This window comes from Embleya sp. NPDC050493 (assembly GCF_044458105.1).
GTDB lineage: Bacteria > Actinomycetota > Actinomycetes > Streptomycetales > Streptomycetaceae > Embleya.
Genome location: NZ_JBITHP010000005.1, coordinates 333431 through 357726 on the forward strand (window position 1 = coordinate 333431; position 24296 = coordinate 357726).

21 protein-coding genes, 2 tRNA genes and 1 pseudogene are annotated in these 24296 nt (G+C 72.0%); 11 read left to right on the forward strand and 13 right to left on the reverse strand.

Features of this window, described 5'->3' with window-relative positions; all coding sequences use genetic code 11:
- The first annotated feature begins 25 nt into the window (after nucleotides 1-25).
- The 4 genes from ACIBM5_RS13530 (at nucleotide 26) to ACIBM5_RS13545 (ending at nucleotide 6124) form a co-directional block, all read left to right on the forward strand.
- On the forward strand, nucleotides 26-1333 hold the full coding sequence (locus ACIBM5_RS13530) for a deoxyguanosinetriphosphate triphosphohydrolase (RefSeq protein WP_396006984.1): 1308 nt from the start codon (nucleotides 26-28) through the stop codon (nucleotides 1331-1333).
- A 52-nt stretch (nucleotides 1334-1385) separates the two neighbouring features.
- The gene (gene dnaG, locus ACIBM5_RS13535) at nucleotides 1386-3320 is read left to right on the forward strand and encodes a DNA primase (protein ID WP_391581407.1); all 1935 of its coding nucleotides are present in this window, start codon (nucleotides 1386-1388) and stop codon (nucleotides 3318-3320) included.
- Nucleotides 3321-3462: 142 nt separating this feature from the next.
- Nucleotides 3463-4590, forward strand: a complete 1128-nt coding sequence (locus ACIBM5_RS13540; RefSeq protein ID WP_396006985.1) for an RNA polymerase sigma factor — start codon at nucleotides 3463-3465, stop codon at nucleotides 4588-4590.
- 61 nt (nucleotides 4591-4651) lie between these two features.
- Nucleotides 4652-6124 carry an FGGY-family carbohydrate kinase gene (locus ACIBM5_RS13545; RefSeq protein WP_396006987.1) on the forward strand — a complete coding sequence of 491 codons (1473 nt, stop codon included), beginning with the start codon at nucleotides 4652-4654 and terminating at the stop codon, nucleotides 6122-6124.
- Nucleotides 6125-6292: 168 nt separating this feature from the next.
- Here ACIBM5_RS13545 and ACIBM5_RS13550 read toward each other — a convergent pair whose 3' ends face one another.
- Nucleotides 6293-6592 (reverse strand): YtxH domain-containing protein, encoded by a 300-nt coding sequence (locus ACIBM5_RS13550; RefSeq protein ID WP_391581410.1) that lies wholly within the window; start codon nucleotides 6590-6592, stop codon nucleotides 6293-6295.
- Nucleotides 6593-6754: 162 nt separating this feature from the next.
- On the opposite strand from ACIBM5_RS13550, the gene ACIBM5_RS13555 reads away from it, so the two are divergent.
- A tRNA-Asn gene (locus ACIBM5_RS13555) sits at nucleotides 6755-6830 on the forward strand.
- Between the two features lie 59 nt (nucleotides 6831-6889).
- On the opposite strand, the gene ACIBM5_RS13560 is transcribed toward ACIBM5_RS13555, so the two are convergent.
- Nucleotides 6890-7426: a nuclear transport factor 2 family protein gene (locus tag ACIBM5_RS13560; protein ID WP_391581411.1), complete on the reverse strand. Its 537-nt coding sequence runs from the start codon at nucleotides 7424-7426 to the stop codon at nucleotides 6890-6892.
- A gap of 106 nt (nucleotides 7427-7532) precedes the next feature.
- Between ACIBM5_RS13560 and ACIBM5_RS13565 the strand changes: the two genes are divergently transcribed.
- A complete protein-coding gene (locus ACIBM5_RS13565; RefSeq protein ID WP_391581412.1) occupies nucleotides 7533-8507 on the forward strand; it encodes an LLM class flavin-dependent oxidoreductase in 975 nt (324 codons plus the stop codon).
- A gap of 216 nt (nucleotides 8508-8723) precedes the next feature.
- Nucleotides 8724-8797 (forward strand) — tRNA-Ile (locus ACIBM5_RS13570).
- 167 nt (nucleotides 8798-8964) lie between these two features.
- Here the strand turns inward: ACIBM5_RS13570 and ACIBM5_RS13575 are convergent.
- Entirely contained in the window at nucleotides 8965-9912 is a 948-nt protein-coding gene (locus ACIBM5_RS13575; RefSeq protein ID WP_396006989.1) for an SGNH/GDSL hydrolase family protein, read from the reverse strand.
- Nucleotides 9913-10264: 352 nt separating this feature from the next.
- Here ACIBM5_RS13575 and ACIBM5_RS13580 point away from each other — a divergent pair, with 352 nt between their 5' ends.
- The gene (locus ACIBM5_RS13580) at nucleotides 10265-10759 is read left to right on the forward strand and encodes a DUF3145 domain-containing protein (protein ID WP_391581414.1); all 495 of its coding nucleotides are present in this window, start codon (nucleotides 10265-10267) and stop codon (nucleotides 10757-10759) included.
- Nucleotides 10760-10941: 182 nt separating this feature from the next.
- On the opposite strand, the gene ACIBM5_RS13585 is transcribed toward ACIBM5_RS13580, so the two are convergent.
- The 10 genes and pseudogenes from ACIBM5_RS13585 to ACIBM5_RS13630 all read right to left on the reverse strand — a co-directional run bounded on the left by ACIBM5_RS13585 (nucleotide 10942) and on the right by ACIBM5_RS13630 (nucleotide 21608).
- Entirely contained in the window at nucleotides 10942-12387 is a 1446-nt protein-coding gene (locus ACIBM5_RS13585) for an acyl-CoA carboxylase subunit beta (protein ID WP_391581782.1), read from the reverse strand.
- Between the two features lie 103 nt (nucleotides 12388-12490).
- Nucleotides 12491-13792 carry a beta-ketoacyl-ACP synthase II gene (gene fabF / locus ACIBM5_RS13590; RefSeq protein WP_396006990.1) on the reverse strand — a complete coding sequence of 434 codons (1302 nt, stop codon included), beginning with the start codon at nucleotides 13790-13792 and terminating at the stop codon, nucleotides 12491-12493.
- A 133-nt stretch (nucleotides 13793-13925) separates the two neighbouring features.
- Complete coding sequence (locus ACIBM5_RS13595) at nucleotides 13926-14171, reverse strand: acyl carrier protein (protein WP_391581416.1); 246 nt, start codon at nucleotides 14169-14171, stop codon at nucleotides 13926-13928.
- A 78-nt stretch (nucleotides 14172-14249) separates the two neighbouring features.
- Nucleotides 14250-15260 carry a beta-ketoacyl-ACP synthase III gene (locus ACIBM5_RS13600; protein WP_396006991.1) on the reverse strand — a complete coding sequence of 337 codons (1011 nt, stop codon included), beginning with the start codon at nucleotides 15258-15260 and terminating at the stop codon, nucleotides 14250-14252.
- A gap of 319 nt (nucleotides 15261-15579) precedes the next feature.
- Nucleotides 15580-16515 (reverse strand): annotated as a pseudogene (locus ACIBM5_RS13605) (ACP S-malonyltransferase); the annotation flags it as partial.
- A gap of 97 nt (nucleotides 16516-16612) precedes the next feature.
- The gene (locus ACIBM5_RS13610; RefSeq protein WP_391581418.1) at nucleotides 16613-17779 is read right to left on the reverse strand and encodes a PucR family transcriptional regulator; all 1167 of its coding nucleotides are present in this window, start codon (nucleotides 17777-17779) and stop codon (nucleotides 16613-16615) included.
- 245 nt (nucleotides 17780-18024) lie between these two features.
- Nucleotides 18025-18753, reverse strand: a complete 729-nt coding sequence (locus ACIBM5_RS13615; protein ID WP_396006993.1) for an adenosylcobinamide amidohydrolase — start codon at nucleotides 18751-18753, stop codon at nucleotides 18025-18027.
- Nucleotides 18750-19562: an ABC transporter ATP-binding protein gene (locus ACIBM5_RS13620; protein WP_396006994.1), complete on the reverse strand. Its 813-nt coding sequence runs from the start codon at nucleotides 19560-19562 to the stop codon at nucleotides 18750-18752. Before ACIBM5_RS13620 ends, ACIBM5_RS13615 begins: the two co-directional genes overlap by 4 nt.
- The gene (locus ACIBM5_RS13625) at nucleotides 19559-20593 is read right to left on the reverse strand and encodes a FecCD family ABC transporter permease (protein ID WP_391581421.1); all 1035 of its coding nucleotides are present in this window, start codon (nucleotides 20591-20593) and stop codon (nucleotides 19559-19561) included. The genes ACIBM5_RS13620 and ACIBM5_RS13625 overlap by 4 nt, the downstream gene beginning before the upstream one ends.
- Nucleotides 20594-20621: 28 nt before the next feature.
- Nucleotides 20622-21608, reverse strand: coding sequence for an ABC transporter substrate-binding protein (locus tag ACIBM5_RS13630; protein ID WP_396006996.1), 987 nt, complete (start codon nucleotides 21606-21608; stop codon nucleotides 20622-20624).
- Nucleotides 21609-21957: 349 nt separating this feature from the next.
- Between ACIBM5_RS13630 and ACIBM5_RS13635 the strand changes: the two genes are divergently transcribed.
- From ACIBM5_RS13635 to ACIBM5_RS13645, 3 genes are all read left to right on the forward strand, one after another.
- Nucleotides 21958-22695, forward strand: coding sequence for a pirin family protein (locus ACIBM5_RS13635; protein ID WP_391581423.1), 738 nt, complete (start codon nucleotides 21958-21960; stop codon nucleotides 22693-22695).
- Nucleotides 22696-22785: 90 nt separating this feature from the next.
- The gene (locus ACIBM5_RS13640; protein ID WP_396006997.1) at nucleotides 22786-23265 is read left to right on the forward strand and encodes a MerR family transcriptional regulator; all 480 of its coding nucleotides are present in this window, start codon (nucleotides 22786-22788) and stop codon (nucleotides 23263-23265) included.
- Nucleotides 23228-24241 carry an aldo/keto reductase gene (locus tag ACIBM5_RS13645; RefSeq protein WP_391581425.1) on the forward strand — a complete coding sequence of 338 codons (1014 nt, stop codon included), beginning with the start codon at nucleotides 23228-23230 and terminating at the stop codon, nucleotides 24239-24241. The genes ACIBM5_RS13640 and ACIBM5_RS13645 overlap by 38 nt, the downstream gene beginning before the upstream one ends.
- Nucleotides 24242-24296 lie beyond the last annotated feature (55 nt).

A 24296-nucleotide genomic window follows, 5' to 3' on the forward strand; every position in this document is an offset into this window, starting at 1 on the left:
CGGCGGCATTCCTTAATGTGGACAAGTGGACAGCACATCGGCATGCACGACAGGACTTCCCGCGGCCCGTCCCGGGGCGGAAGATCGATCCGGGCGCGGCCACTATGGAGCCGAGGATCTCGCCCGGTGGGTCCCCGAACCCAACAAGCGGCCCGGGCGCACCGCGTTCGAGCGCGACCGGGCCCGGGTGCTGCACTCGGCCGCGCTGCGCCGCCTCGCGGGCAAGACCCAGGTCGTGGTCCCCGGCGAGACCGCCGCCGCGGGCCAGGACAGCCCGCGCACCCGGCTGACCCACTCGCTCGAGTGCGCCCAGATCGGTCGTGAGCTGGGCCAAGCGCTGGGCTGCGATCCGGACCTGGTGGAGACCGCGTGCCTGGCCCACGACCTGGGCCACCCGCCGTTCGGCCACAACGGCGAGCGCGCCCTGGACGAGGCGGCCGAGAGCTGCGGCGGCTTCGAGGGCAACGCCCAGAGCCTGCGCCTGCTCACCCGGCTCGAACCCAAGACGTTCGGCCCCGACGGCCGCAGTGTGGGCCTGAACCTGACCCGCGCCGGGCTGGACGCGGTGCTCAAGTACCCGTGGCCGCGCCGGCGCGACACCCACTCCTACGGCGCCTACGAAGACGACCTGGCCGTGTTCGAGTGGGTGCGCGCCGGCGCCGACCCGAACCGCCGTTGCCTGGAGGCCCAGGTGATGGACTGGTCCGACGACGTCGCCTACTCGGTGCACGACCTGGAGGACGCGGTGCAGTCGCACCGGCTCGACCTGGTCCGACTGCGCGACGCCGGCGAACGACGCGAACTGCTCGACCTCACCGTGCGCCGCTACCGCCCCGACTGCGCGGCCGACGAACTCGGCGAGGCGCTGGACCGCCTGCTCGCGCTCGACTTCTGGCCGGTGGGCTACGACGGCTCGCGCCGGGCCCAAGCCCGGCTCAAGAACGCCACCAGCGGTCTAATCGGCCGCTTCTGCCTGGCCGCCGAACACGCCACCCGCGAGCTGTACGGCACCGACCCGGTCGCCCGCTACACCGCCGACCTGATCGTCCCGCGCGACATCCGGCTCGAATGCGCCGTGCTCAAGGCGGTCACCGCGCGCTACGTGATGGCCCGCGAGGGCGCCGATCGGCTGCGCGAGCGCCAGCGCGCGGTGATCACCGAACTGGTCGAACTGCTCGTGGCCGGCGGCCCCGAGGTACTGGACGCATCGCTGCGCGAGGACTGGGCCCGGGCCGCGGACGACGCGGCCCGCCTGCGGGTGGTCGTCGACCAGGTGGCCTCGCTCACCGACCGCGCCGCGATCACCCTGCACGCCGCGCTGAGCTCGCGGTGAGCCGCCCGGTCGGCGCCACCACCCCTCGCGCGGCCCCGTAGACTCGACGATCGTGGCCGGCCGTATCCGTGAGGAAGACGTCAGGCGGGTCCGCGAGACGGCACGCATCGCGGAGATCGCCGAACAACACCTGCAACTGCGCAACGCGGGCGGAGGAAACTTCAAGGGGCTGTGCCCCTTCCATGACGAGAAGTCCCCGTCCTTCCAGGTCAGCCCGGCGAAGAACCTCTGGTACTGCTTCGGCTGCGGCGAAGGCGGCGACGTTCTCGACTTCGTCATGCGCCTGGACCACACCACGTTCTCGGAGACCGTGGAGCGGCTGGCCCAGCAGTACGGCATCGAGCTGCGCTACGAGGAGGGCGGCTACACACCCGGCCGCCAACAGGGTCGGCGCACCCGGCTGGTCGAGGCGCACAAGATCGCCGCACGCTGGTTCGCCGATCAGCTCGCCGGCCCCGAGGCCCAGACCGCCCGCCAATTCCTCGCCGACCGCGGCTTCGAGCAGGACGCCGCCGAACGGTTCGCGCTCGGCTACGCGCCCAAGGGCTGGGAGAACCTGGTGCGATTCCTGCGCGGCAAGGGCTTCACCCCGCAGGAGATGCTCGAAGGCGGCCTGGCCAGCGAGGGCCGCAACGGCCCGATGGACCGCTTCCGGGGCCGGCTGATCTGGCCCATCCGCGACATCACCGGCGACGTGATCGGCTTCGGCGCGCGCAAGCTCTACGACGACGACAACGGCCCCAAATACCTGAACACCCCCGAGACGCCGATCTACAAGAAGTCCCAGGTGCTCTACGGCCTGGACCTGGCCAAGAAGGAGATCGCCAAATCCGGCCGGGCGGTCATCGTCGAGGGCTACACCGACGTGATGGCCTGCCACCTCGCCGGAGCCGGCACCGCGATCGCCACGTGCGGCACCTCCTTCGGCGACGAGCACATCAAGGTGCTGCGCCGGCTGCTGATGGACTCCGGCGAGTTCCGCGGTGAGGTGATCTTCACCTTCGACGGCGACGCGGCCGGCCAAAAGGCCGCGCTGCGGGCGTTCGAGGAGGACCAGAAGTTCGTCACCCGCACCTTCGTCGCGGTCGAGCCGCGCGGCCTGGACCCGTGCGACCTGCGCCTGGCACACGGCGACGAGGCCGTGCTCGGTCTGATCGACGCGCGCGTCCCGCTGTTCGAGTTCGCCATCAAGTCCCGGATCGAGGGTCACGACCTGTCCACCGCCGAGGGCCGGGTGGCCGCCCTGGACGCGGCCGCGCCGGTCATCGCGGGCATCAAGGACCAGGCCCTGCGGCACACCTACGCGGTCCGCCTCGACTCCATGCTCGGCTTCCTGGACGAGCGGTTCGTGGTCGCCCGGGTCGCCCAGGTCAACCGGTGGCAGCGCGAGCGCGCCGCGCGCGGCGAGCGGGGCGCCCACCAGGGCCAGGTCCCGGCACAGCCCGGCCGGCAACCGCAGGCCCCGCAACGACCGGCCGGCTTCCGACCGGACCCGCGCGACATGTGCCAGGCCGTGCAACGCGAGGTGCTCAAGCTCGCGTTGCAGGCTCCCGCGCTGGTGGCACCGGCGTTCGACCACTACGAGGTCGACGAGTTCACCGCGCCGCCGTACGCGGCCGTGCGTGCGGCGATCACCGCCGCCGGCGGCGTGTGCTGCGAGCTTGCCCAGACCGCGAACTGGGTCGCCGAGGTGCGCACGGCCGCACCCGACGACGTCGTCCGGCACATGGTCACCGAACTTGCCGTGGAGAGCCTGCACCGCACCGCCGACCCGGACCGGGCCTACGCCGACGGCAACCTGGTGCGCCTGCGGGTGTTCTCCGCCGAACGCCGGATCGCGGACGCCAAGTCCCGCCTGCTGCGCATCGATCCGGTCCGCGACGCGGACGAGTACGCGCTGGTCTGGCAGGAGTTGAACACGCTGGAGACGTACAAGCGCGCCCTGGTCGACCGGGGCGCCGAGGCGCTGTACGCCCCGGGCGGCTGACGGTTCGGCCGCCCGGCCGGCAGAAAAACCGCCCCCGCCCGGGGCATCGGGCCACGTCGATCGCCCGAATCGCCTTGGGGCCGGCGAGATTTCCGCGCCGGACTCTCGGCTACAGGCCCCCTCGTACAGCAGACTGGGGAAGGTGCATCGGCACACCAGAGGGGGGAAAACGCCCGGCGGAGACCCCACCCATACGGATCGGACGGATGAGCCTGAACCGGGCCCGGCCACCGTCCTCACGGAGTACGTCACCCCAGGAACCGCGCCACCCGCGCCACCCGCACCGGCCACGGCCGAAGACGTCGCGCGACCGGCCGCCGACGATGCCCCCCGGGACGCCCCGCGCAGCACGGAGTCCGGCGGCTCGTCCGCCGACCTGCTGCGCCAGTACCTGCGCGAGATCGGCCGGGTGCCACTGCTGAGCGCCGCGGACGAGGTGGACCTGGCCCGTCGGGTCGAGGCCGGCCTGTTCGCCGGCGAACGCCTGCTCGACGACCCGCCCGCCGACCCCGCCGTCCGCGACGCGTTGACCACCCTGGTCCACGACGGCGAACGGGCCAAGCGCCGCCTGATCGAGGCCAACCTGCGCCTGGTGGTCTCGATCGCCAAGCGCTACGTCGGACGCGGCCTTGGCCTGCTCGACCTGGTCCAGGAGGGCAATCTGGGTCTGATCCGGGCGGTGGAGAAGTTCGACTACACCCGCGGCTACAAGTTCTCCACCTATGCGACCTGGTGGATCCGCCAGGCGATGAGCCGGGCGCTGGCCGACCAGGCGCGCACCATCCGGGTCCCGGTCCACGTGGTCGAACTGATCAACCGGGTGATCCGAGTGCAGCGCCGACTGCTCCAGGAACGCGGCGAGGAGCCCACCGCCGAGGACGTCGGCGAGGTGCTCGACCTGACCGCCGAGCGGGTCACCGAGATCCTGCGGCTGGCCCAGGAGCCGGTGTCCCTGCACACCCCCGTCGGCGAGGACGAGGTGCTGCTCGGGGACATCGTCGAGGACACCGACGCGACCTCCCCGGCCGAGGCCGCCGCGTCCCTGATGTTGCGCGAACACCTGGAGGCGCTGCTGTCCACGCTGGGCGACCGCGAGCGTCGGGTGGTGCAACTGCGCTACGGGCTGGCCGACGGCGAACCGCACACGCTGGAGGAGATCGGCCGGGTCTTCGGGGTGACCCGCGAGCGCATTCGCCAGATCGAGTCGCGCACGCTGTCCCGACTTCGCGAACGGTCCTACTCGGAGCAACTGCGAGGCTATCTCGACTGATCCTCGATCGATGTGACCCGGAGACCGGTTGTCGTCGGTCGTCTGCTGTCAGAATTCGCCCATGCCGACAAGCCCGACACCCACCCTCGTCGCCGGGGTGCACTGCTCAGCGCGACAGTTGCGCATCCTCGTCTGCGACGCCGCGACCGGTACGCCCCATCGCCAGGGGCGCGCCGCGTACGCCGAGGGCGCCGCGACCACGCCGGGCGCGTGGTTGCGTGCCTTCGGCGAGGCCGCGGCGGACGGCCTCCTCGACGGCGTGGCGGCGATCGCGGTGGCCGCACAGAACCACGGCGCGGTCCCGCTGGACGCACAGGGCGTGATTCTGGGGCATCCGCTGCCCGGGGACGACCCCGGCGCCTCCGGGGCCGCCGCGGACCTCGTCGACGCACTCGGCGGGCCGGCCGCATGGACCGCCGCGACCGGCTCGGTGCCGGGCTCGTCCTCGGCGATCGCCCAACTGCGCCGATTCGCCCGGTTCGAACCCGAGGCGGTGACCCGGATCGCCTCCGTGCTGCTGCCGCACGACTGGGTCACCTGGCAACTGCTCGGCTGTCCGCCGGACCCGGTCACCGACCGCGCGGACGCCTCCACCACCGGCTACTACGCCACCACGGGAGAGTGGCGTGCGGACCTGCTGCACCTGGCCATCGGTCGGGTGCCGCGCACGCCGATCGTGCTGCCGCCGGGCGGCGTCGCGGGACACACCCCCGAAGGTGTCCTGGTCTCGGCCGGCACCGGCGCCGAGGCGGCGCTGGCACTGGGCGCGGGGTTGTCCGACGGCGACGTGGTGGTCGCGATCGGTACCACCGGCACCGCGTTCGCGCCGCATCCGGTCTCGGTGGCCGATCCCACCGGCGTGGTCTCCTCCTACGCCGACGCCACCGGGCGGCACCTGCCGCTGGCGCGCACCCTCAACGCGGCCCGGGTGCTGCGCGGGACCGCGACGATGCTGGGGCTGGACGCCGACGAGTTCGACCGGGTCGCGCTGGAGTGCACGCCGGGCGCGTGCGGACTGGTCCTGGTGCCCTACCTCGACGGCGAGCAGATCCCCGACCTGCCGCACGCGGCGGGCACGCTCACCGGGCTGCGCCGGGAGAGCATGACGCCGGCGGCACTGGCCCGGGCCTCGGTGGAGGGCATGTTGTGCGGCATCTCGGACGCACTGGACGTGCTGCGCGATCGGGACGTGGCGGTGGACCGGGTGATCCTGGTCGGCCCCGGCGCCCGCTCGAGCGCGGTGTCCACGATCGCGCCGGCCCTGCTCGGCTTGCCCACCGCGGTGCCCGCGGCGTCGCTCGCCGGACGCTTCGTGGCCCAGGGTGCGGCCCGTCAGGCCGCGTGGGCGCTGTTCGGGGCGCTGCCGGCGTGGCCCTCGGGGGTCGGCGCCTTCGTGCAACCCCCCGAGGAGGAACTCGGACTCGGCGACGCGGTCCGGGCGCAGTACCGCGAGGTGCGCGATCGGCTGCACCCGGGCGCGGTGCCGCCGCCGCGCGAGGGCGCGGAGGTGGGTGGGCGCCACCGCAGGGGGTGACCGGACGGCGGATGCCGGCGCCGGCGGGGCGGGCCGGCGCCGGGCGAACCCGGTGTCCGACCCACCCCGCCGACGCCGCCGACCGTGGGTACCCGAAAACCTCCACGCGGGCCGCCCGGGGTCGCCACGAACCCGGTCCGCAGCCCGTTCATCCGCTGCTGCGGGCCGTTACAGCCCCTGTCCGTAGCGCGAGGTCGTCACCGACGTGCCGTTCGTGTGGTGTCGGCCGAACCGGTCCGGCAGGTGTCGTCCCACCCGCTCGGGCAGGTGGTCGCCGATGGCCCGACCGGCCTTGACGCCGGCCTCGCGGCCGAGTCCGGCCGCCGCGTGCCCGGCCTTGCGGGCAGGCGGGCTGCCCGCCACCGTGCCGGACAACTTCCGGATCTGCTCGTACCGCTCCCGCCCGGCCTTCGTCCCCAGGACGTAGCCGATGGCGAGGCCGGTGACGAAGGTGAGCTTGTTGATCATGATGTCCTCCGCGGTCGTGTGTCCCGCCCGTGCACGTCAGCGCCTACCCGGGCGCGGTGCGTGGGCAACCTGTGAGGTCCTACCGGAAAAACCCTGGTGCGGGCCACCCCCGGGAATGCGCTAATGTATTCCACGCAGCGACCGCCACACGGTCCGACGCAATCCCGCATAGCTCAATTGGCAGAGCAGCCGGCTGTTAACCGGCAGGTTATTGGTTCGAGTCCAATTGCGGGAGCCATCACGAGCGCCCGCCGGGTCCATCCGGCGGGCGCTCGTGCGTTGTGGAGCGGGTCCGGCTCACTCGCTTCCGGTGCGGGCCCAGAACTCCTGCCACGAGGGCCACGCCTGCGGGAGGCGGGCGTCCGTGATCAGCGGGTTGTTCGGAAAGTGGAACCGGTCGGGCACGGACAGCGGGTGTTCCAGGACGTCCGCCGCGTAGAACACCCGGGGCTTGCGGCTGCGGAAGTACCACCGCCCGTCCCGCCGTTCGTAGCGGTCCAGATACTGCATCGGCATCACCACCCACAGGTCGCCCACCTCGTGTTCGGGGCGGCAGTAGACCACCCCGGTGGCGTGATCCTCGTCCACCAGGTCGATCACGTGGTTCCCGATCAGGTGAAACGTGATCCCGTACGGGCGCAGGACCGGGTCGAACCACCGGGCCAGGGCATCCCGACCGACCCCGCCGTCACCCGTGCGCACGTCGTCCACGAACAGTGCGGCCAGCGCCGGCACGTCCCGACTGTCCAGTGCGAGCGCGTAGCGGGCGGCGAGTTGGCGGATCTGCTCGTGCGCCTCCAGGCGATCCAGCCGGGTGGTGATCGGGTCGGACATGCTGCCTCCGTAAGCTGACGGTCAGTCAGATATCACCGTGTCAGATGACCGACCGAGGCGTTGCCCCGGGTCGGCCCATCCGGGCACCCACCGTGGGGAGCGTCGCGTGGTCAACGTCGGCATCTACCTGGACCTGCGCAATCCGGTCGAGTGGCGGCAGGACTGGTCCCGGCTGTACGCCTTCACCCTGGAACTGTGCGAGGAGGCGGACCGGCTCGGAGTGCACTCGATCTGGACCACCGAACACCACGGCTTCGAGGACGGCTACCTCAGCCAACCGCTCACCCTGGCCGCCGCGATCGCCGCGCGCACCCGGCGGGCCCGGATCGGCACCGGCGTCACCATCGCGCCGCTGCGCCACCCCGCGCACCTGGCCGAGGAGGCCGCGATCGTGGACCTGATCGGCGGCGGCCGGCTGGAGCTGGGCATCGGCACCGGATACCGGCAGCCCGAGTACGACCTTTTCGACCGGACCGAGCTGCTCAGGACCCGGTTCGCGGCCACCGACGCGAGCGCCCGCGAGATCCGCCGGTTGTGGGAGAGCGGGACCATCACGCCGGCCCCGGTCCAGCGCCGGCCGCGGATCTGGCTCGGCTACCAGGGGCCGCAGGGCGCACGTCGGGCCGGACTGCTCGGCGAATCGCTGCTCACCGCGAACCCGGCGATGGCCGCGCCCTACCTGGACGGACTGCGCGAGGCGGGCCACGACCCGGCGGGCGCCCGGATGGCCGGACTGCTGAACGGCTGGATCACCGAGGATCCCGACCGGGACTGGCCCGTGGTCTCCCGACACCTGGCGCACCAGTGGGACGGCTACCACCGCTACGCGGTCGAGGGCACCGACGCCGCACCCCCGCGCCCGATCGACCCGGACCGGTGGCGGGCGCGGGGGTTGTCCGCGGCACCCGGCCACTTCCTGCACGCGACGCCCGAGGACGCGGCACGCGAGATTCGGGCCTACGTGGCCGATACGCCGATCGAGACGGTGTGGTTCTTCGCCTCGCTGAGCGGCATGGGCGAGGAGATGGTGCGCACCCACGTGACCACCCTGTGCTCGCGGTTGGCGCCGCTGCTGGCCTGACCGGCGGTCCGGCCGGCGCGGCGGGCGAGCGGGTGGGCGAATCGCGGCGACAGCCCGGTTCGGCGGCGGACATGGCGCGCGCCGGCCCCGGTGCGACCCGGGGACGGGAAGCGAACACTTTCGGGCAGGATGAGACCACGCTCGCGAGGATCCCCCCGGGCGATGGTCGTGCCTGACCGGTTATGCTGCCTCAGGTTGTCCGGCAGCGGACGGCGAGGGGCGGTAGCTCAGCTGGTTAGAGCAGGGGACTCATAATCCTCTGGCCGTGGGTTCGAGTCCCACCCGCCCCACCCATTCAGGTCGGCGTCTCGCAGTGTGTTCTCGCGTCGTATGTCTCGGTCGGCTGCTTTCGTCACCATGCTTCGTCGCTGTGTGTCGTCGAGCGACTCTATTCCGTAGTCGAGTGAGAGCTTAGCGGGCTCGCCGGGGATTCCGGGAGAGAAATCACTCATACGGGCTATCCCCATGTATATCCCTGGCGGGACGTCACCTCCGCGAGCGTGCGCTGACCGGCCACGCTGGGGTGGAACCAGTCCCAGTGGCTGACGTCGTTCTTGCCGAACCGCTGGGTGTTCACGACGCCGCCGTCGTAGCGGCAGTTGGACCACGACGAACACACCTCGCGCAGCTTCGCGTTGTAGGCGGTGACCCGGTCGCGCACCCGCTGTCGGCGGTCCAGTGCCGCGGGCTTGGCCGACTGTGGGTCCTCCAGCATCGTCTGGCACACGTTCGCCACCGACCACACCGCCCGGGCCACCATCTCGTCGTGGCCGGTCTCCCACATCCGACCCAGGTCCGGCACGCTGACCACGAGTACCCGCGCGTGCGGCAGTCCCTCGCGCAACACCGACAGCGCGTCGCGGAACTGGCTCTCGAACGTGCCCGGCGAGGTCATCTCGGCCTCGGTGCGGCGGCACGCGTCGTTGGCACCCATCAGGATCGTCACGTAGTCGGCCCGCTCCCGGACCGCCTCGCGGGCCTGGCCGGCCAGATCCGACATCCGGGCGCCGGTCTCGGCGTTGTTGAACACCGCGTCCGCGGGCAACCCCAGCCGCTTGGCGTGACTGTTCACGTCGGAAGAGGTGCCGGTGGCCCAGGACTTTTCCGGGCAGTCCCGCAGCGGCGAGCACGAGTCGAAGCCGCGGGTGATCGAGTCGCCCAGGGCCGCCATCGAGCGCGGCCGCGGCGGGGCGGTCGCGGTCGCCGGCGCATCCGGAGTGGGCACGAGCGCCTTTGCGTTGGGCTGTTCGGACGCGCTCGGGTTGCCGGGCCTGCCGGTCTTCCCCCCACTCGGCTCGGCCGCCGCACCGGCCCCGACCGCGGCCGGCGCGGCACTCTTGCCCCCGGCCGAGTCGTTACAGGAGGACAGCGTCAACAAGGTCGCGACCATCGTCGCGGTTGCCACCCCTACTCGTCGTTTCCCACCCACGCCGCCCCCTCCGACCCCTAGCATCGACACGACGATGTCCATCGACGGTACGTCACTCCTTCGTGTGAAGGCCGACACTGCCGGGAGTGGCGTTGTCGACGGCCGGGCACGTTGAGTGCAGTGGCTCACCATTCCGAGACGGTGAGTAACGAATTGTTCCTTCGCATCGGACAATTGCCCACATGTGATTACGGACAGCAACTGGTGCCTGTGGTACATCCGTGGTCCGTGGGGCACAATGGAAGACCGGGATTCGAACAGGCAGTCCGAGACAAGGCTTGAGGCCGCTGGGGAAGGCGAACCTCGTCCTTGAAGCCTGGAGGTCCCGGTGACGACACGTGGAGTTCTGTACGTGCACTCCGCGCCGCGTGCGCTGTGCCCGCACGTCGAGTGGGCCGCAGCGGGCGTTCTTGGCGTGCGCGTGAGTCTTGACTGGGTCCGCCAGCCGGTGGCGCCCGGCATGTTGCGGGCCGAGCTGTCCTGGCAGGGCGCGCCCGGTACTGCGTCGCGCCTGGCCTCGGCGCTGCGCGGGTGGCACCTGCTGCGCTTCGAGGCCACCGAGGAGCCCTCGGCCAACGCCGAGGGGGAGCGCTACAGCAACACCCCCGACCTCGGTATCTTCCACGCGGTCACGGGGGCGCACGGCGACATCCTGATCCCCGAGGATCGGCTGCGCGCGGTGCTCGGTCGGGCGGCGCGCGGCGAGGTCGACCTGCGTACCGAGGTGGAGAAGCTGCTCGGCAAGCCGTGGGACGACGAGTTGGAGCCCTTCCGCTACGCGGGGGAGGGCACGCCGGTGCGCTGGTTGCACCAGGTGGTTTGAGCGTGGCAGGCGGGCCTGCGGCGGCGGCCGGAGCGGCCGGGGAGAAGACATACGTATAGACATACCGACGCGAGGGGCCCTTCCGAATCATCCGGAAGGGCCCCCCGCGTCTCCGCCTTCGGGCCCATCGGGGCCGCGGGAGTACCGGGTGCCGGGTGCGGACCGAGCTCCGCAGACGCAACCTAGAGCGGGATGTTGCCGTGTGCGCCGCGGGTTCGCGGTGCGGCGGCGATCGCCTTCGCGATCGCGAGCCGGCTCTCGTCCGGGTCGATCACCTCGTCCACGACGCCGATCTCGATCGCCCGGTCCAGGCCGCCCGCGACCTTCTCGTGCTCGGCCGCCAGCTCCAGTTCGACCTGCGGCTTCAGCTCGTCCGGAACCTCCGCGAGCCGGCGGCGGTGCAGGATGCGCACGGCGGCGACCGCGCCCATCACCGCGACCTCGGCGGTCGGCCAGGCCAGTACCCGAGTCGCGCCCAGCGAGCGCGAGTTCATCGCGATGTACGCCCCGCCGTACGCCTTGCGGGTGACCATCGTCACGCGCGGCACGACGCACTCGCCGAACGCGTGCAGCAGCTTCGCGCCGCGGCGCACCACGCCGTCCCACTCCTGGCCCACGCCGGGCAGGTAGCCGGGCACGTCCACGACCACCACGAGCGGCACGCCGAACGCGTCGCACATGCGCACGAAGCGCGAGGCCTTCTCGGCCGACGCCGAGTCCAGGCAACCGCCCAGTCGCAGCGGGTTGTTCGCGACCAGGCCGACGGTGCGCCCGCCGAGCCGGCCGAGTGTGGTGACGATGTTCGGCGCCCACTTGGGGTGCAGTTCCTGGCCGGGCTCGTCCAGCAGCCCGTCGACCACCGGGTGCACGTCGTAGGCGCGCTTGGCGGACTCGGGCAGCAGCGCGCCCAGTTCGCGGCGGTCGAGGGTGGCCGGGTCGATCTCGCCCTGGTTGGCCAGCAGGTCGGCCAGGCCGCGGGCCCGGTCGATCGCGTCCTGCTCGGACTCGGCGACCACGTGCACGACGCCGCTGCGCCGGCCGTGCGGCTCGGGGCCGCCCAGGCGCAGCGCGTCGACGTCCTCACCGGTGACCGAGCGGACCACGTCCGGTCCGGTGACGAAGATGCGGCCCTCGGGCGCCAGGATCACGATGTCGGTGAGCGCGGGTCCGTAGGCCGCGCCGCCGGCGGCCGCGCCGAGCACGACCGAGATCTGCGGGATGCGACCCGAGGCCATGGTCATCGCGTGGAAGATCCGGCCCACCGCGTGCAGGCTCGCCACACCCTCCTGGAGGCGGGCGCCGCCGGAGTGGAACAGCGCGATGATCGGCGCCTGCTCGGCCATCGCCCGCTGGTAGGCCTCGACCACGATGGCGCAGCCCTCTTCGCCCATCGCCCCGCCCTGGACGGTGGGGTCCGACGCGTAGGCCACCACTCGGGCGCCGTTGATCGTGCCGACACAGGCGAGAGTGCCCGAGGTGGTCTCGTAGGCCGAGATCTCCTCGTACGAACCCGGATCGACCAGCTTCCGCAGCCGCAGCCTCGGGTTGCGCGGGTCGTCGTCGCGGTGCGGACGGGTGGGCCGGGCGGTGGGCGCGGGTGCGGCCTCGGTGCCGGGTCGGTTGTCCATCACGGTCACGGCTGTCTGGTCCGTCCTGCCGACCGCGGCACGCGCGCCGGGCATGGTGCGGCCCGGCGGCACGCGTCGCGAGCCGGCGCAAGGAGTTCGGGGGTCACCCGAACGTGCGGAAGGCGACGACGACGTTGTGGCCGCCGAAGCCGAACGAGTTGTTGAGGGCGACGACGTTGCCGTCGGGCAGGGTGCGCGGCTCGTCCCGGATGACGTCCAGGTCGACCTCGTCGTCGAGGTCGTCCACGTTGATCGTGGGCGGCGCCGTGCGGTGGTACAGGGCGAGCACCGTGGCGACCGACTCGACCGCGCCGGTGCCGCCGAGCAGGTGGCCGGTCATCGACTTGGTGCTGGTGACGGTGACCTTGTCGGCCGCCGCGTCGCCCAGCGTGGCGCGGATCGCCTTGAGTTCGGTGACGTCGCCCGCCGGGGTCGAGGTGCCGTGCGCGTTGACGTGCACGACCTCCTCCGGCTCGATCGCGCCGTCCGCCAGGGCCAGGGCCATCGCCCGGGCGATGTCGCGGCCGGTCGGCTCGGGCTGGGCGATGTGGTGGCCGTCGGAGCTGAGTCCGGCGCCCGCGACCTCGGCGTACACGCGCGCTCCGCGGGCCGCCGCGAATTCGGCGCTCTCCAGGACCAGGACGCCCGCGCCCTCGCCCATCACGAAGCCGTCGCGGCCCTTGTCGTACGGGCGCGACGCGCGCTGCGGCTCGTCGTTGCGCTTGGACATCGCCATCATGTTCGCGAAGGCGGCCATCGGCAGCGGGTGGATCGCCGCCTCGGTACCGCCGCAGACCACCACGTCGGCACGGCCGGAACGGATCATCTCCAGGCCGTAGGCGACCGCCTCGGCGCCGGAGGCGCACGCGCTGACAGGGGTGTGCACACCGGCCCGCGCGCCCAGCTCGATGCCGACGTTGGCGGCCGGGCTGTTGGGCATGAGCATCGGGACGGTGAGCGGGCCGACCCGGCGCGGACCCTTCTCGCGGAAGGTGTCCCACGCGTCGAGCAGGGTGGTCACGCCGCCGATGCCGGACGCGATGACCACACCGAGGCGGACCGGGTCCACCACGAGCGCGTCCGGGGCGTCCTCGTTCGCGGTGTTCTTCGCCGCGTAGCCGGCGTCCAGCCAGGCCTCGCGTGCGGCGATCATCGCGAACTGGCCGGACCGGTCCAGGCGACGGGCCTCGACCTTGGGCATGACCTCGAGTGGCTCGACGGCGATCCGCGCGGCGAAGGTCACCGGCAGCTCTGCGGCCCATTCCTCGGTCAGCGCCCGCGCGCCGGACGTGCCCGCGAGCAGCGCGGACCACGTGGTCGCGACATCGCCGCCGACCGGCGTGGTCGCGCCCAGACCGGTGACGACCACGGTTCGCGCGGCGTCGTTGCGCTCGGTCGACTTCACTGTCTTCTCACTCTCACGCTCTTGTTTCGGGGATCCGGCGGCCGAGCGGGCCGGGGCCCGGTGTGGCTGCGACGGACCGGGCCGGACTCGCGGACGCGGGTCCGGCCCGGAAAACGGCCGTACTACATCCGACCTAGGCGGCCTTGACGATGTAGTCCACCGCGTCGCGAACGGTCTTGAGGCCCTTGACGTCGTCGTCCGGGATCTTGACCTCGAACTTCTCCTCGGCCGCCACGACGACCTCGACCATCGACAGCGAGTCCACGTCCAGGTCGTCGATGAAGGACTTGTCCAGCTCGACCTCGTCCTGCGGGACGCCGGCGATCTCGTTCACGATGTCGGCGAGGCCCGCGAGGACCTCTTCCTGGCTGGCAGCCATGTTGCTCCTTGATTCGAATCTTCTGCGGTGACGGGTACTGCGTGTGTTGCGCGTCCGCCGGCGTGGACCGACGGGGGACTACGGAAGCGTAATGACCTGGCCCGCGTAGACGAGGCCCGCCCCGAATCCCATGATCAGTGCGGTTCCGCCGCTGACCGCTTCGCCGCTTTCGAGCATGCGCTCCATGGCGAGCGGGATGGACGCGGCGGAGGTGTTTCCGTTCTCGGCGATGTCGCGGGCGACCGGCACCTCGGCGGGCAGCTTCAGCGCCTTGATCATCGCGTCGGTGATGCGCATGTTGGCCTGGTGCGGGATGAACGCGTCCAGGTCCTCGGCCTTGATGCCGGCCGCGTCCAAAGCCTGCTCGCAGACCTTGGCCATCTCCCACACGGCCCACCGGAAGACCTTCTGGCCCTCCATCTTGAGCGTGGGGAACTCCTGCTCGGGCCGGTCGCGCAGCTCGTTCCAGTCGACGGTCTGGGTGATCGCCTCGGACTGCGAGCCGTCGGAACCCCACACGACCGGGCCGATGCCCGGCGTGTTCGAGGGACCGATCACCACGGCGCCCGCGCCGTCGCCGAAGATGAACGCGGTGCCGCGGTCCGCCAGGTTGGTCAGGTCGCTCAGTCGCTCGACCCCGATCACCAGGACGTACTCGGCACTGCCGCCGCGGACCATGTCACTGGCCAGCGAGACGCCGTAGCAGAAGCCGGCGCAGGCCGCGGAGACGTCGAATGCCGCCGCCCGCCCGCCGCCCGCACCCAGGCGGTGCGCGATCTCGGTCGCGATCGCCGGGGTCTGCTTGAGGTGCGTGACCGTCGAGACGATCACGCAACCCACCTGCGACGCATCCAGACCGGCGTGCGCGAGCGCCTTGCCCGCCGCGGCGATGGACATCTCCGCGACGGTCTCCTCGGCGGAGGCCCAGCGCCGGGTCTTGATCCCGGAACGGGTCTGGATCCACTCGTCGGACGAGTCGATCCGGTCCACCAGTTCGGAGTTGGGCACGATCCGAGCCGGGCGGTATCCACCGACGCCGAGGATGCGCGCGTGTGCGGCTCCGGCGCGGGGGGTGATGGAAGCGGTCACGCGTGGTCCTCCCGTACGGGTTCGAGGCCGGGTGGGTTCGCGGCCGGGTGCGGAGCGGGTGCCGCGACGTGTGTCACAGCGCGCTCTGCGGGTGGATGCGCAACAGCGGCATGCCGGGCGCGACCGGGTCGCCGTCCTCGACGAGCCACTCGACCACGGTGCCGCCGTGCGGAACGGTGATGCTCTGCTCGTCGCGGTGCGAGCGCACCGTGGCGACCCGGGCACCGGGCACCAGGGCGTCGCCCGACTTGATGTCGGTGAGTTCGATGATGCCCTTGAACGGCGCGACCACCAGGCGCCACGTGGGCGAGGCGTCGATCGCGCTGGGGCTGCCGTGCCGCTCGACCAGCTTGCGGGCCGCCTCCAGGTCGTCCGGGGTCTTGAGGGCGACCGTCTCCACGCCGGGCAGGGCGCGCTTGGCCAAACCGGTCAGGGTGCCGGCCGGGGCCACTTCGATCAGACCGGTGACGCCCAAGTCCTTCATGGTCTCCATACACAGGTCCCAGCGCACCGGGTTGGAGACCTGGGTGACCAGCCGCCCGACCACGGCGCGGCCGTCGTGCAGCACGGCGCCGTCGGAGTTGGAGATGAACGGGGTGCGCGGGTCGCGCACGGTGACGCCCGGGACCAGCTCGGCGAGCCGGTCCACCGCGGAGGCCATGTGCTCGGTGTGGAAGGCACCCGCCACCGACAGCGGACGTACGCGGGCCTTCTCCGGCGGGTCGGCGGCGAACGCGGCGAGCTGCTCCAGGGTGCCGGCCGCGACGATCTGGCCCGCACCGTTCATGTTCGCCGGGGTGAGCCCGTGTTCGGCGATCTTCGCGAGCACCGTCTCCGGGTCGCCGCCGAGTACCGCGCTCATGCCGGTCTGCGTGACGGCTGCGGCCGCGGCCATCGCCCTGCCGCGCTCGCGCACGATGGTCATCGCCGACTCGGCGGTGATCACGCCGGTGCCGGCGGCGGCGGTCAGCTCGCCGACGCTGTGACCGGCGGCGGCGCCGACCACGCGGTAGGCGTCGGAGGGGTGCGGGAACAGGGCCAGGGCGGCCACCAGACCCGAGGCGACGAGCAGCGGCTGGGCCACCGCCGTGTCCCGGATCTCGTCCGCGTCGGCCTTGGTGCCGTAGTGGATCAGGTCGAGGCCCGTGACGGCGGACCACCAGCGCAGCCGATCGGCCACACCGTCGAGGTCCAGCCAAGGGGCGAGGAATCCGGGCGTCTGGGCACCCTGTCCGGGAGCGACGAGTACGAGCACGAGGTCAAGCCTCTCTCCTGCGAGGGGTGTGAGCCCCTTATCGGCAGGGACGAAGATCCGATGGTGACTTTGTGGGTTTCCTACAAAATAGTCTCGACTAGATCTCGATTGCGGCGAGCCGGCCGAGGATCAGCGAGACCTGGAGGGTGAATGCGGAACGGGTCTCCGTCGGTACGAGTCCGGTCACGTCGACGACGCGTCGCAGCCGGTAGCGCACGGTATTCGGGTGTACGAAGAGCATTCGGGCGGCCCCCTCCAGGCTCGCCGCCTGCTCCAGGTACACGGAGAGTGTCTCCAACAATGCGGAGCCCGCCGCGTGCAGAGGTATGTAGATCTCCTCCACCAACTGCTCCCGGGCCTCCTCGTCACCCGCGAGCGCCCGCTCGGGCAGGAGATCGTCGGCGGACACCGGGCGCGGAGCGTCCGGCCACGCGACGCAGGCCCGGTGTCCCGACATCGCCGCCTGCGCCGAGCGCACCGCGGCCAGCAGGTCCGGCACCTCGGGGCCGACCACCACCGGGCCCGGGCCGAACTGGCCGATCAGCGAGCGGGTGGCCCGGATCGGATCGTCGGTGCCGCCCAGGATCACCACGAGCCGTTCGCCCTGGACGCCGGTGAGCACGTTGAGTCGGGCGTGTCGGCCCGCCCGGTGGATGCCGTCCACCACCGCCTGCGAGTCCGCGTCCGGCGCGTTGCCCACCACCACCATGACCGAGTCCGGCGAGCCCCAGCCCAGCGCCGAGGCGCGGGAGAGGATGCCCTCGTCCGCCTCGCCGCGCAACAACGAGTGCACGACCAGCGCCTCCAGCCGCGCGTCCCACGCGCCGCGCGTCTCGGCGGCGTGCGCGTACACCTGCGCGGTGGCGAAGGCGATCTCGCGGGAGTACAGCAACAGTGCCTCGCGCAGCGCCTGTTCGTAGCCGGGCGCGGCAAGCGTGGCGATCTCGGCCTCGACCACCTCGATCGTGGTGCGGATCAACTCCACCGTGTGCGGCAGCGTGATGGTGCGGGTCAACTCGCGCGGCGCGGTGCCGAACACGTCGGCGCTGACCTTCTGCGGGGTCTCCGGATGCCGGAACCACTCGGTGAACGCGGAGATACCCGCCTGGGCTACCAGGCCGATCCAGGAACGGTTGTCGGCGGGCATGTTCCGGTACCAGGGGAGTGCCTCGTCCATCCTGGCCAGCGCCGCTCCGGCCAGTGCGCCGGCGGACTTCTCCAGCCTGCGGACGGTCGCGGCGCGCAAATCGGGCTTGGAACTCACAGGGCCATCATCCTCCGGCTGTCGGGCGACTTCGTCGCCGGCTCGCGCGGGACCACCTTTTTCTCTCCCTCGCAGGCTTTTCCGAGAAAGAAAGCGACCCTTCGCTCGTGACTTCGGGTCCGTCCGCTTCGCTGCGGGCCACGAAGTCGCTGTTCCGCGGCTCTGCCGCTCTCCGCGCTGCGCGCGTCGATCCCCGGGGCGGGCGCGGGTCGGGTGCCGACGCGCCCGGTGGTGGGCGATGGGGGTCAGGGTTCCCGGGGCGGAGGTGGCTTCGGGGTGGTGTGTCTGCGGTGGCGGTCGTCGAGGGCGCCGCGCAGTACCGCCGTGTACACCGCTCGGGCCAGGCGGGCGCCCCACAGGGAGCGTGGACCGCCGAAGGGTTCCGTCGGTCGGGACGGATTGGGTGTGTGGGCGGCGATGCAGACCGCGTCGGAGGGGGTTCCGGTGCAGGCGTAGCCGGCGTCGAGGAGGGCTTGGACCTTTGCCTCGGTGGCGGTGGCCACCGCGTTGATCAAGGCCGCGTCGGAGAGGGCGGCGGGGATGGCCGCGAGGATGTTGATCGTGCCGGGCGGCGGTGCCCCGGGGCGGCCCGGGACGGGGGCGGCGGCCCAGGTGGGGATGCCGATCCCGGTGGTGACCGCGGCCTCGACGCCCTCGTCGGCGCCGTGTGTCCAGGCGGTGACGTCGGCGGCGGTCATCAGGCCGACCCCGGCTCCGGTCAGGCCCAATGGCGCGGCCACCTCGGTCAGATGGGCGACCGGGTCCATCCGGTCGTAGCCGGGTCGGACCTGGAGGTTGAGCACCCACGCGCGCTCGCCGATGCCGCCGCCGAGCAGCGCGGAGGAGGCCATCTGCCAGTCGGGGCCGGCCCGCCACACCAGGGCCCGGCGGCGAGTGCCGTCCTCGTCGCGCCACACCGTGCGTGGGCGCAGCAGTTCGGCCGGTGTCTCGCGCGGCCGCGGCAGCGTGCTCACGCGGGCCCCTCGGCGGCGTCCCGGCCCGCGTGTCCCGGTCGGATCAGGTGCACCCGCGGGCGGCCGTCCGGACCCGGCTCCACCGATACGCGGGCCTGGTAATGCTCGGCGATCGACCGGGGGGTGAGCACCTCGGCGGCCGACCCGGACGCCACCGGGCGCCCGTCGACCAGCATCAGCAACCGGTCCGCGTACTGCGCGGCGACGCCCAGGTCGTGCAGCGTGGTGAGCACCGTGAGGCCGTCGTCGCGGCGCAGCCCGTCCACGATCTCCAGCACCTGCTGCTGGTGACCCAGGTCGAGCGCGGTGGTCGGCTCGTCCAGGAGCAGTACCGGCGCCTGCTGGGTGAGCGCCCGGGCCAGCACCACCCGCTGCCGCTCGCCGCCGGAGAGCCGGCCCACGTCGCGGCCGGCGAACGCACCCAGGTCCAGTCGCTCGATCACCTCGTCGGTGATCGCCCGGTCGCGTCGGCCCGGCCGGGCCAGATAGCCCAGATGCGGCGTGCGGCCGAGCAGGATGTACTCGTGTACCGGCATCTGCGCCGGTACCACCGGGCTCTGCGCGGTGTAGGCGATGCCGCGGCCCAATTCGCGCCGGGTGAGCTCGCGGACCGGGCGGCCGGCCACGCTGATCGAACCCAGGTAGGGCAGCAGCCCGGCGACCGCCTTGAGCAGCGTGGACTTGCCCGCGCCGTTGGGGCCGATCACCGCGAGCCACTCGCCGGGTTCGACGTCCGCGTCCACCCCGCGCAGCACCGGCACCCGGTCACGGTCCACGCCGGTGTCGCGCAGCATCAGGCGGGCGCTCACACGTCCACCTTGCGGGTGCCGCGCAGCACGAACACGAAGAAGGGTGCGCCGACGAACGCGGTCACCACGCCGATCGGCAGTTCGCCGGGTGCGGTGATCGTGCGCGCGAGCAGGTCGGTGAGCACCAGGAACGCCGCGCCGCACAGCAGCGACATGGGCAGGACACGGCGATAGCTGCCGCCGACGAAGCGGCGCACGATGTGCGGCACGACGATGCCGACGAAGCCGATCAGGCCGCTGATCGCGACGGCGGACGCGGTGGCCAGGGAGGCGGCGAGCAGCACCACCAGGCGGACCCGGCCGGCCCGTACGCCCAGGCCCGCGGCCTCCTCGTCGCCGACCGACATGACGTCGAGCAGGCGTCCGTGCAGGAGCAGCACCGCGGTGCTCAGCAGTGCGTACGGCAGGATCATCCGCAGGTCGGCCCAGCCGATCCCGGACAGCCGGCCGAAGATCCACGAGTAGATCCGACGCAGTTCGTCGGTGTTGGCGGACTGCACGTAGGTCTGTGCGGAGGCCAGGAACTGGGCGACCGCGACGCCGGCCAGGACCAGGTTCGCGGTGCCGTCGGAGCGGCTCGTGCTCGCGCCGAGCCCGTAGGCGAGCAGCACGCCGCCCATCGCGCCGACGAACGAGGCGAGCGGCACCACCGGGATCCCGCCCACGCTGTTCCCGTCCGCGTACACGATCACCAGCGTCGCGCCCAGTCCCGCGCCGGAGGCGGCGCCGAGCAGGTACGGATCGGCCAGCGGGTTGCGAAAGACGCCCTGATAGCCGGCGCCGGCCATGGCCAGCAGCCCGCCCACGGTCACCGCGGCCAGCACCCGGGGCAGCCGCAGGTCCATCAGGACCGCGTACTGGACCGGGGACAGGCCGTGGTCGAGGTGCACGAAGGGCAGCTTGTCCAGCAGCGCGAGCAGCACCCCGCTCGCGGGCAGATCGGCCGCCCCGACGCTCAGGGCGAGTACGACGACGCCGACCAGCAGTACGCCCGCGCCGAGCAGGGGCATCACCGCCGGTCGGGATCGCATGGGCAGGAGATCCCGCACGAGCCGGCCGTCAGCCCTGCGTCGCGCCGGCCTTGGTGACCGCCTCCGACACGGCCCGGACCAGGTCCACCACGCGCGGGCCCCAGCGCGAGGCGATGTCGTCGTCGAGCGCGACCACGCCGCCCTTGCGCACCGCGGTCACCCGGTCCCAGCCCGGCCGCTTGCCGACCTCGTCGGCGTTTTGGCCGCAGCACTTGGTGTCGGCGAGGAAGACCAGATCGGGGTTGGCCTGCACGAGGTATTCGGCGGACAACTGCGGGTAGCCGGTGCCGGCCTTGTCCGCCTCGTCGGCGATGTTCTTCAGGCCGAACTGCGCGTACACCTGACCGAGGAAGGTCTTGGAGGTCGAGGTGTAGAGCGTGTTGTCCAACTCGTGGAAGTAGCTCAGCTGCCTCGCCGGCTTGGGCGTCGCCGCGACGACGGCCGCGATGTCGCTCTTCATCTTCGCCGCCACCTCGCCGGCCTGCTTGGCGTGTCCGGTGGCCGTGCCCAGCGTGGTCAGCTGCGCGTACGAGTCGTCGAAGGTCTTCGCCGCCGGCGTCAGCACGACCGGGATCTTGAGCTTGCCCAAGGACGCGACCAGGCCGTCGATGTCGTCCGAGACGACCACGAGGTCGGGGGTGTAGTTGGTGATCGCCTCGATGTTCGGCTTGAAGCCGGACAGCTTGGTCTTGGGCGCGCTCGCCGGGAAGTTCGACTGGTCGTCGACCGCGGTGACCTGGCCGCCGGCACCGATCGCGAACAACATCTCGGTGGCGCTGGGCGCGAGCGAGACGATCTTCTTCGGGGCGCTCGCGATGGTGACCTTGGCGCCACCGGAGTCCACGGTCGCCGGGAACGCCTTGCTGTCGGGACCCGACCCGGCCGAGGTGCCGGTCGCCGCCGGCGTGCCCTGGGTCTTGTCGTCCTTCGAGTCGTCCGAGTCACCGCAACCGGTGAGGACGAGCGCGCCGAGCAGCAGCACGGCGGCGGAACGAAGCAGGGGTACGGATCTCAACGAAGACTCCAGGTCCTTCGACGCGGCAGGCGTCGGGACCCGTGGAGACGGATCGCCCCTCCTGCGAGGCCGATGTCGTCGGCGCGAACGAGGCGACCCGGCTCGTCCCCGACCTCCCGGGCGTCCGGGCGGGGCATCACGGTTGCGGGACAGCGCCGGGATCCCACCGGACTTCGCTGCGTTCGACGCCGTCGGCGACAAACCGGCCGCCGACGCGCGAACGATATCAACCGGCCCGTTCACCCTCGGTGATGGGGGCCGGATTCCGGGCGATCCGCCGGCAATCGGGCGCCGCCGGACCGGGCGCGGCACGGGAACAGCCCGCGCCCGGTTCGTGGTTGAAGCGGGCATGACCACCATCGACGTGCGCCGGGCCGGCGAACGCTTCCACACGCGTGCGGGCTGGCTCGACTCGCACCACAGCTTCTCCTTCAGTCGCCACTACGCGCCGGACAACACCCATTTCGGGTTGCTCCTGGTCAGCAACGACGACGTGGTCGCTCCGGGTACCGGCTTCGACACCCATCCGCATCGGGACATGGAGATCGTCACGTGGGTGCTCTCCGGCTCCCTGGTGCACCAGGATTCCGAGGGGCACAACGGGATCATCCACCCGGGCCTGGCCCAGCGGATGAGCGCCGGCCGGGGGATTCTGCACTCGGAGAAGAACGACGCGGCCGGCTCGTCGGACCCGGTGCACTTCGTGCAGATGTGGGTGGCTCCCGACGAGGACGGGATCACTCCGGGTTACCAGCAGCAGGACGTGCGCACCGAACTGGAGCGCGGCGGCCTGGTGCCGATCGCGTCCGGGCGGCCCGGGCACGACGCGGCGATCCGGATCCACCAGAAGGACGCCGCGCTGCATGTGGCGCAGCTGCCCGCCGGTGGCACCGCGACACTGCCGGACGCGCCGTTCGTGCACGTGTTCGTCGCCCGCGGGATCGTCGACCTGGAGGGCGCCGGCGCGCTCGCGGCGGGTGACGCGGTGCGCCTGTCCGACGCCGGGGGACAGCGGCTCACCGCCTTCCCGGACGGCCCGGCCGAGGTGCTCGTGTGGGAGATGCACGCGGGGTTGACGCTCGCGTGAAGGCTCGGGCTTGCTTGGAGTGCGCTCCAACTCCGTAGCGTTCGTCTCGTGCCCGCCCATCGGGGCGGGCTTCCCACCGGAGGCTCCACCATGTCGGCCACCCAGCAGGTCACCGCACCCGAGGACTACGAGGTCGGCAAGTACTCGATCGGCGAAGTGGTCGAGCGCACCGGTCTGACCGCGCACACGCTGCGCTGGTACGAGCGGATCGGCCTGATGCGGCACGTGAACCGGCAGGGGCCCCGGACGGGAGGCAACGGGAACGGGCGGGGGAGTCGGCGTCGCTACAGCGACCACGACCTCGACTGGCTGGAATTCGTCGGCAAGATGCGGCTGACCGGCATGCCGGTGGCGGACATGCTCCGCTACGCGGAACTGGTTCGCCGAGGCGACGAGACCCGGCCCGATCGCCGAGAGTTGCTGGAGGACCACCGCGAGGAGGTCCGCAACCGAATCAGCGACCTCCAGAGCTGCCTGCTCGTGATCGACCACAAGATCCGGATGTACGCGGACGCGGAGCGGAGTAACGACGATGAGCACCACGAAGACGAACACTCTCAAGCTGGGTGACCGGGGCCCCGAGGTCTTCGCCCAGGGCCTGGGTTGCATGGGCATGAGCGCCTTCTACGCGGGCGCCGAGCACAACGAGTCGGTGGCCACCCTGGAGCGTGCCCTCGAATTGGGCGTCACCCTGTTCGACACCTCGGACATGTACGGCCCGCACACCAACGAGGAACTGCTCGGTGCCTTCCTCGCCGAGGGCGGCCGGCGCGAGCGGGTCACCCTGGCCACCAAGTTCGCGATCAACGTCACGCCCGAGGGCGAGCGCGAGATCCGTGGCGACGCGGCCTACGTCAAGCAGGCCGCCGAGGCCAGCCTGCGCCGGCTGCGCACCGACGTGATCGACCTGTACTACATGCACCGCCGCGACGTCCGGGTGCCGATCGAGGAGACCGTCGGCGCGATGGCGGAGCTGGTGCGCGAGGGCAAGGTGCGCCACCTGGGTCTGTCCGAGGTGACCGCCAAGGAGCTGCACGCGGCGGCGGCCGTGCACCCGATCGCCGCCGTGCAGTCCGAGTGGAGCCTGTTCACCCGCGACATCGAGGACAGCGTGGTGCCGGCCACTCGCGAGGTGGGCGCGGCGCTGGTCGCCTACTCGCCGCTCGGCCGGGGTTTCCTGACCGGTGCCTGGGCCACCGCCGACACGTTGCCCGAAGGTGACTTCCGCCGTTTCCAGCCGCGCTTCACCGGCGACAACGCCGCCGCCAACGCGGCCATCCTGGCGCCGGTGCGGGCGATCGCCGAGGCCCACGGCGCCACCCCGGCACAGGTCGCGCTCGCCTGGGTGCAGTCGCGCACCGCGGCGTGGGGCCTGTCGGTGGTGCCGATTCCGGGTACCACCAAGCGGCACCGCCTGGAGGAGAACGTGGGCGCGGTCGACCTGGTGCTCACCGAGGCCGAACTGGCCGCACTCGAACCGATCGCCGGGCAGGTCACCGGGGCGCGCTACCCGGACATGACGGCGACCTTCAACGACCGCGACTAGCGCCGGCCTGTCCGATCCCACCGGGCCCACCGATCCCACCGATCCCACCGGGCCC